At 59.1% G+C, this 7315-nt stretch carries 8 protein-coding genes; 4 read left to right on the top strand and 4 right to left on the bottom strand.

Features of this window, described 5'->3' with window-relative positions; all coding sequences use genetic code 11:
- On the top strand, nucleotides 1–512 hold a 512-nt coding region (locus JWQ61_RS02920; protein WP_304359190.1), incomplete at its 5' end, for an FtsX-like permease family protein.
- Nucleotides 505–1203, top strand: a complete 699-nt coding sequence (gene lolD / locus JWQ61_RS02925; RefSeq protein ID WP_061541012.1) for a lipoprotein-releasing ABC transporter ATP-binding protein LolD — start codon at nucleotides 505–507, stop codon at nucleotides 1201–1203. The genes JWQ61_RS02920 and lolD, both read left to right, overlap by 8 nt.
- Before the next feature lie 19 nt (nucleotides 1204–1222).
- Here the strand turns inward: lolD and JWQ61_RS02930 are convergent, their stop codons facing one another.
- Together JWQ61_RS02930 and JWQ61_RS02935 are read right to left on the bottom strand one after the other, a co-directional pair.
- Nucleotides 1223–2116, bottom strand: a complete 894-nt coding sequence (locus JWQ61_RS02930; RefSeq protein WP_304359191.1) for a YihY/virulence factor BrkB family protein — start codon at nucleotides 2114–2116, stop codon at nucleotides 1223–1225.
- A gap of 20 nt (nucleotides 2117–2136) precedes the next feature.
- On the bottom strand, nucleotides 2137–2634 hold the full coding sequence (locus JWQ61_RS02935) for an outer membrane protein assembly factor BamE (protein WP_120235073.1): 498 nt from the start codon (nucleotides 2632–2634) through the stop codon (nucleotides 2137–2139).
- 165 nt (nucleotides 2635–2799) lie between these two features.
- Between JWQ61_RS02935 and rpsO the strand changes: the two genes are divergently transcribed.
- Complete coding sequence (rpsO, locus tag JWQ61_RS02940) at nucleotides 2800–3069, top strand: 30S ribosomal protein S15 (RefSeq protein WP_014007042.1); 270 nt, start codon at nucleotides 2800–2802, stop codon at nucleotides 3067–3069.
- 300 nt (nucleotides 3070–3369) lie between these two features.
- Nucleotides 3370–5499, top strand: coding sequence for a polyribonucleotide nucleotidyltransferase (gene pnp / locus JWQ61_RS02945; protein ID WP_304359192.1), 2130 nt, complete (start codon nucleotides 3370–3372; stop codon nucleotides 5497–5499).
- Nucleotides 5500–5596: 97 nt separating this feature from the next.
- Here pnp and JWQ61_RS02950 read toward each other — a convergent pair whose 3' ends face one another.
- Nucleotides 5597–6727, bottom strand: a complete 1131-nt coding sequence (locus JWQ61_RS02950) for a Fic family protein (RefSeq protein WP_304359193.1) — start codon at nucleotides 6725–6727, stop codon at nucleotides 5597–5599.
- Between the two features lie 168 nt (nucleotides 6728–6895).
- The coding region (locus JWQ61_RS02955) for an NAD(P)/FAD-dependent oxidoreductase (RefSeq protein ID WP_304359194.1) at nucleotides 6896–7315 on the bottom strand (420 nt) is incomplete at its 5' end.

Below are 7315 nucleotides of genomic sequence, written 5' to 3' on the forward strand. Positions count from 1 at the left end.
TGCCGCCCAACCTGTACCTGCGCGACTGGACCCAGCAGAACAGCAACTGGTTCGCCGCTGTCAAGACCGAGAAACGCATGATGTTCATCATCCTGACCCTGATCATCGCGGTGGCCGCCTTCAACCTGGTGTCGACCCTGGTGATGACGGTGACCGACAAGCAGGCCGACATTGCGATCCTGCGCACCCTGGGCGCATCACCGGGTTCGATCATGAAGATCTTCATGATCCAGGGCGCGCTGGTGGGTTTGATCGGCACCGCCATCGGCGTCGGCGCCGGGGTGCTGGTGGCCTTGAATATCGACGTCATCGTGCCGTTCATTGAGAACCTGCTGCATGTGCAGTTCCTGCCCAAGAGCGTGTACGTGATTACCGAATTGCCGTCAGACCTGCGCTGGCCGGATGTCTGGACCATCGGCGGGGTCGCCGTGGTGCTGGCTTTCCTGGTCACCCTGTATCCGAGCTGGTGGGCTGCCCGGGTGAAACCTGCTGAGGCATTGCGTTATGAATAATACAAACAATCCCGTTGTTCTTTCCTGCCGCAACCTGGGCAAGACCTTCACCCAGGGCAGTTATTCGGTCAAGGTCTTGAACGGCATCGATATCGATGTGACCAAGGGCGAGCAGGTCGCCATTGTCGGCGCTTCTGGCTCCGGCAAGTCGACCCTGCTGCATCTGCTGGGCGGCCTCGATACACCGACTGCGGGCAATGTCAGCCTGCTGGGCAAGGACTTTACGACGCTGGGCGAAAAGACGCGCGGCGACTTGCGCAACAACGCGCTCGGTTTTGTCTACCAGTTCCATCATCTGTTGCCGGAGTTCTCCGCGCTGGATAACGTCGCCATGCCGCTGATGATCCGGCGCCTCAAGCGCAGCGATGCGCAGCAGCAGGCGCGCGAGATCCTGGCGCGGGTCGGCCTGGCGGAGCGGGTGATCCATGTGCCGGGCGAATTGTCCGGCGGCGAACGCCAACGGGTGGCGCTGGCGCGGGCGCTGGTGACGCGGCCGGCCTGCGTGCTGGCCGACGAACCGACCGGCAACCTGGACCGGGCCACGGCGCAGATGACTTTCGACCTGATGCTGGAGCTGTCGCAGACCTTGGGCACGGCGTTCGTGATCGTGACCCACGACATCGAACTGGCGCGCCGCTGCGGGCGCATCCTGCGCTTGTCGGAGCGCGGGCTGGAGCCGTACCAGGACTAAGCGCTTGATGTGCAGGAAATCAGGGAGCCGGCGTCGCGAGATTGCCGGCTTCTTTGTTTTGCAGGCTGCCGAAGAACAGCGCGTACTGGCGCGTGAACTGGGCGCCGAAAAAGAAGATCTGCGCCGAATAGTAAATCCACAGCAGCAGCGCGATCACCGAGCCGGCCGCGCCATAGCTGGAGGCGACGCCGCTGTTGCCGAGGTAGATGCCGATCAGGTATTTGCCTAGCACGAACAGGGCGGCGGTGCCGATCGAGCCGATCCAGACATCGCGCCATGGCAATTTGACCTGTGGCAGCATCTTGTAGATCGAGGCGAACAGGCTGGCGATCACGGCGAACGAAAACAGCTGCGACAGCGGCGAGACAATCACCGTCACGCTGATCCACATGCCGCCCAGGTATTTGGCCAGCAGCGCCAGCGCCGCGCTGACCACCAGCGAGGTCAGCAGCAGGAAGGCCAGCACCAGTATCAGCCCGAACGACAGCAGCCGGGTGCGGATCAGGGCCATGAAGCCGGAGTGGCGGGTGATCGGCACGTACCAGATCTCGTCCAGGCTATCCTTCAGTTCCGAAAATACGGTGGTGGCCCCGACCAGCAGCACCGCCACCGCGATCATCGCCGCGATCGGCCCCGAGCGGTTGTTGTGGGCCGCCGCCAGCAGCAGCTGGATGGCGTCGGCGCCGGTCGAACCGATCAAGCCCGACAGCTGGCCGAAAATCTCGCCGCGCGCCGCCTGTTCGCCAAATACCGCGCCGGCAATCGCGATCACCAGGATCAGCATCGGCGCCATCGAGAACAGGGTGTAGAAGGCCAGGGCCGCGCCCTTGCTGCCGCAGCGCTGCTTGAACCATTCCTGCAGGGTGCCGGCCAGCATGGCCTGGATCCGTTGCCGCTCGGGGAATTTGATCATGCAGTCGCTTCCTTTAAAATTTACCGGCCAAAGCGGGAATGTTCATAACGCGGATCGGGGCCGTTTTCCAGCTTGCGCACAATGCCGCTGTCGTCGAAATACACGGTCATCTCCGAATTCCAGACGCCGGCTTCCTTGTAGGCGTAATTCCAGCCGTTCAGCTTGACCCGGTCGTAATAGACGGTTTCGAAAGGCTTGCCGATGGTGCGCAGGACATCGGCCTGGTTGAACTGGTTGACCTTGATGGTGGCGAATTTCTCCAGGGTCAATACTTGCTCATAGGAAATTAATTTGTGGTCAGGGCCGATTTTCGCCATATACGTCGCCTGGCCGTAGGGGCCGCGTGCGTATTCCCATAATACATCATTGCCGTCTTGATAAGTCCCGGTGGGTTTCCCCAGGCGCGCCAGCACTTGCGCTTCGGGTTCGCCGGGATTGACCGGCGGCGCCAGCAGCGAGGCGCAACCGCCGAGGCTCAGCAGCAAACCGGCCAGGAGAAGGGAAAAGGGTTGCTTCATGGCGATACTCCAAGATAAATTGTTATTGGTGCGACGCTAAGTATTTGAATCCGCAGGATTTTTGCTATATACTGCGCGTCTGGTCAAGTTTGACCGGATTTTCTAATTGTTTGTTCACGGTGCATAGGGTTACGTACTCTGTACACCGCTTGTGAAAGGTAAAGCATGACTATCGAAAAAACAGCCAAGGCCGCTATTATCACTGATAATGCGCGCGGTCAAAACGACACCGGCTCCCCGGAAGTGCAAGTTGCGCTGCTGACAGCCCGTATCAACGACCTGAACGGTCACTTCAAAGCCCACGCCAAGGATCACCATTCCCGCCGCGGCCTGATCATGATGGTTAACCGTCGTAAAAGCCTGCTGTCCTACCTCAAGGGTAAGGATCTGAACCGTTACCGCTCGCTGATCGAAAAACTCGGCTTGCGTAAGTAATAGTAAGTGCGCGACTCATCGTCGGCCGACGTTATTTTCTGCGACATCCTGTTTCGATATTTCGCGACGATGTCCTTGGTCCGTCGATAAGTTGAAAAAAAATGCCTGTATCAGTTCCTGATGCGGGCATTTTTGCTTGTGGCAGCAGTTTTTTCAAATTATCTGCACAAGTTTTATAAAGTTTAGAAGTTAGTTATAGGCAGGGAGATGGCACTTGCCGGTTATGCCGGCAATGTAGTCGTCTGTGGTGAGGTGAACGACAGCGCCTGAAAATCTGTCGGCAAAATGAAAGGATATATTGTGTTTAATAAAGTTACTAAGACATTCCAGTATGGTCAGCATCAGGTCACGCTGGAAACCGGCGAGATCGCTCGCCAAGCCTCCGGCGCGGTGCTGGTATCGATCGAAGATACCGTCGTGCTGGCTACCGTGGTGGCACGCAAAGATGCCAAGCCAGGTCAGGATTTTTTCCCATTGACCGTTGATTACGTTGAAAAGACATACGCTGCTGGCCGTATCCCAGGCGGTTTCTTCAAGCGCGAAGGCCGTCCTTCGGAAAAAGAAACCCTGACATCGCGCCTGATCGACCGCCCGATCCGCCCGCTGTTCCCAGAAGGTTACCTGAATGAAGTGCAAGTCATCATTCACGTGCTGTCGGTCAATCCAGAAATCGATCCTGACATCGCTGCAATGATCGGCGCTTCGGCTGCCCTGTCGGTTGCCGGCATTCCTTTCGCCGGCCCGGTCGGCGCTGCGCGCGTCGGTTATATCGACGGCCAGTACGTGCTGAACCCGACCACATCGCAGCTGGCCAAGTCGGCCATGGACCTGGTGGTTGCCGGTACCGAAACCGCAGTGCTGATGGTGGAATCGGAAGCCAAGCAATTGTCGGAAGAAATCATGCTGGGCGCGGTCGTGTTCGGCCACGAGCAATCGAAGGCAGTCATCAACGCTATCCACGAACTGGTGCGCGACGGCGGCAAGCCTGAAGTCGAATGGAGCCCGGCGCCCAAGAATGAAGCGCTGATCGCCCGCGTTGCACATTTCGGCGAAGCCAAGCTGCGTGAAGCCTACCAGACCAAAGACAAGCAAGCCCGCACCACCAAGCTGAAAGACGCTACCGCGGAAGTCAACGCGGCGCTGGCTGCCGAAGCTGCATCGATCGGCGGCACCGCACCTGATTCTTCGGAAGTCAGCGGCATCCTGTTTGACCTGGAAGCCAAGATCGTCCGTTCGCAGATCCTGGAAGGCGAGCCTCGCATCGACGGCCGCGATACCCGCACCGTACGTCCAATCTCGATCCGTACCGGCGTCCTGCCGCGTACCCACGGTTCGGCACTGTTCACCCGCGGCGAAACCCAAGCGCTGGTAGTCGCCACGCTGGGCACCGCACGCGACGAACAAAAGATCGACGCGCTGATGGGCGAGTATTCGGACCGCTTCATGCTGCATTACAACATGCCACCGTTCGCTACCGGCGAAACCGGCCGCGTTGGTACGCCAAAGCGCCGCGAAATCGGCCACGGCCGCCTGGCCAAGCGCGCACTGCAAGCAGCACTGCCGGCGCCGGAAGATTTCAGCTACTCGGTGCGCCTGGTATCGGAAATCACCGAATCCAACGGTTCGTCGTCGATGGCTTCGGTCTGCGGCGGCTGCCTGGCATTGATGGATGCCGGCGTGCCGATGCAGGCACACGTTGCCGGCATCGCCATGGGCCTGATCAAGGAAGGCAGCAAGTTCGCCGTCCTGACGGACATCCTGGGCGATGAAGATCACCTCGGCGACATGGACTTCAAGGTTGCCGGTACAGCTAACGGCATCACTGCCTTGCAGATGGATATCAAGATCCAGGGCATCACCAAGGAAATCATGCAGGTCGCATTGGCGCAAGCCAAAGAAGGCCGTATCCATATCCTCGGCAAGATGCAGGAAGCGGTTCCGCACGGTAAAACCGAGCTGTCCGATTTCGCGCCACGCCTGATCACAGTCAAGATCAATCCGGAAAAAATCCGCGACGTGATCGGCAAGGGCGGCGCAGTGATTCGCGCCCTGACGGAAGAAACCGGCACCCAGATCGATATCAGCGACGAAGGCGTCGTGACTATCGCTTCGGTGGATGCTGCTGCAGGCCAGGAAGCCAAGCGCCGCATCGAAGAACTGACGGCTTCGGTTGAAGTCGGCAAGGTCTACGAAGGCACAGTCCTGAAGCTGCTGGATTTCGGCGCGATCGTGCAGGTATTGCCGGGCAAAGACGGTCTGCTGCACATCAGCCAGATCGCCAATGAGCGCGTCAATGCAGTCGCCGACTACCTGAAAGAAGGCCAGCAAGTGCGCGTCAAGGTTCTCGAAACCGACGACCGCGGCCGTCTGAAACTGTCGATGAAGGCAGCCCAGGAAGGCGGCGAAGCTGCTCCGGCGGCAGCGCAGTAATTTCACGGTTAGCTGTGTGAAAAAACGCCCGGGATGCTGATGCATTCCGGGCGTTTTTACGTTTGCGCGATAAAACCGCGGCTGACAAGTTGCCTCGCTAAGATCCCCAGCCTTCGATATTGATGTAGTAGCGGGTTGATCGGCCGGCCCCTGCCTGGCGCAAGAGCTTCATTTGTTCCAGTTCGATGAGATCGCGCGAAGATGTGGCGCGTGAGGCGCCGGTGAGATTTTCGTACTTCTTTGTACTAATCCCGCCTTCAAAGCCGCCGGCCCCTGCATCCAATAGTGCATTGAGTACCTTGCGCTGGCGCGGAGCGAGTTCTTTGTCGCGGTGATCGAACCAGAATCTTGCCTTCACCAGCGACTCGTCTATTACCAGCGATGCCTGCTCGCAAGCGACTCTGACTTGCGCGACGAACCACACGACCCAGCTGGTCACGTCCACCGAACCATGTTGCGCCCGTTCCAGTTCGCGGTAGTAGTCTCCTCGTTCTTCTAGCAGTCGCTGAGAAATGCGAATCAGGCGGCTGGCTTCGCCGGTGTCGCGCGCCAGCACCAGATCGACAAGGACCCGGCCGACACGGCCATTGCCGTCTTCGAAAGGGTGAATGGTCTCGAACCAGAGATGGGCAAGTGCAGCCTGGGTAAGGCTCTCAGTTTCCACTTTGCGGTTGAACCACGCGAGTAGTCGTTCCATTTCAGCCGGTACCCGGATAGAAGGAGGCGCTTCGTAGTGAACGTTCTCGCTGCCCACGCGGCCGCTCACGATCTGCATCGGCTCGGCATGTTCGCGGTAAGCACCGACACGAATCTTGGTCATGCCGGAAAAACCGGTGGGGAACAGCGCTGCTTGCCAAGCCTGGAGGCGGTCATGGCTTAGCGGGGCGGAGGCGTTGCTGACAGCGTCATCCATGATGTCCAGCAGGCCGTCGATGTGCCGCGGCGCATTCTGACCTCCGCGGTCGGCGACGCCCAGTCTGCGGCCGACCGACGACCGGACAGCCTGCAGGTCCAGGCGCTCGCCTTCAATCGCGGCGGTTGAAACCGCTTCCTGGGCCCATGCTTCCGCGGCCAGTTCCTGGCGTTGCTCAAATCCGAGTGCAGCCAGCTTGCCTTCGATGACGCCCTGGGCGCGTCTTGCGAGAGCGATTTCGGCGCCAACCAGCGCAACGTCGTAACGCATGTTGGGCCAATCGGGGTCTTTCCAGATGAGATGAGGTGATTTCATTGGCTTATCGACTCAATGTATGAGTTGATTATAGCGCATAATCGACTCATTGCAAGACGTGGAAAACCGGTGAAAACGACTCATGCGGCCCCCAGCTGCTATGACGATCAAAAAAAAGCCGCCCGAGAACTACGTCTCGGACGGCTTTTTATTCAACAAGGCAGGATTTTAATCGAACACCGGCGATTCCACGCCCAGGATCTTGTGCAGCTTCGGCGACGTGGTGGTGTATTGCATGTGGATCTTCTTGTCCGGGAAGATGTAGGGCGCAGCGCCGAATGCGGCTAGCGCAGCTTCATGGAAGCCCGACAGGATCAGCTTTTTCTTGCCCGGATAGGTGTTGATGTCGCCCACCGCAAAGATGCCCGGCACATTGGTTTCGAACTTCTCGGTATCGACCACTCGCAGCTGCTTGCGCTCGATGTCCAGGCCCCATTCGGCGATAGGACCGAGTTTCGGCGACAGGCCGAAGAACACCAGCAAGGTATCCAATGGCAGGCGGCGGGTGACGCCGTCCGGGCCGGTGACCTTGATCTCGCTCAGCTTGCCGTCCTTGGTTTCATGGCCGGTGACCTGGCCGACCAGGAA

Origin of the sequence: Collimonas fungivorans (genome assembly GCF_028292705.1) — a bacterium.
In the GTDB taxonomy this organism is placed as follows: Bacteria; Pseudomonadota; Gammaproteobacteria; order Burkholderiales; family Burkholderiaceae_D; genus Collimonas; species Collimonas fungivorans_B.

What these genes read in the sequence shown, in the direction of transcription:
- rpsO (WP_014007042.1), top strand. Translation starts at nt 2,800, where the DNA reads ATGACTATCGAAAAAACAGCCAAGGCCGCTATTATCACTGATAATGCG.
- JWQ61_RS02930 (WP_304359191.1), bottom strand. Translation starts at nt 2,116, where the DNA reads ATGATCAAATTCCCCGAGCGGCAACGGATCCAGGCCATGCTGGCCGGC.
- JWQ61_RS02950 (WP_304359193.1), bottom strand. Translation starts at nt 6,727, where the DNA reads ATGAAATCACCTCATCTCATCTGGAAAGACCCCGATTGGCCCAACATG.
- JWQ61_RS02935 (WP_120235073.1), bottom strand. Translation starts at nt 2,634, where the DNA reads ATGAAGCAACCCTTTTCCCTTCTCCTGGCCGGTTTGCTGCTGAGCCTC.
- lolD (WP_061541012.1), top strand. Translation starts at nt 505, where the DNA reads ATGAATAATACAAACAATCCCGTTGTTCTTTCCTGCCGCAACCTGGGC.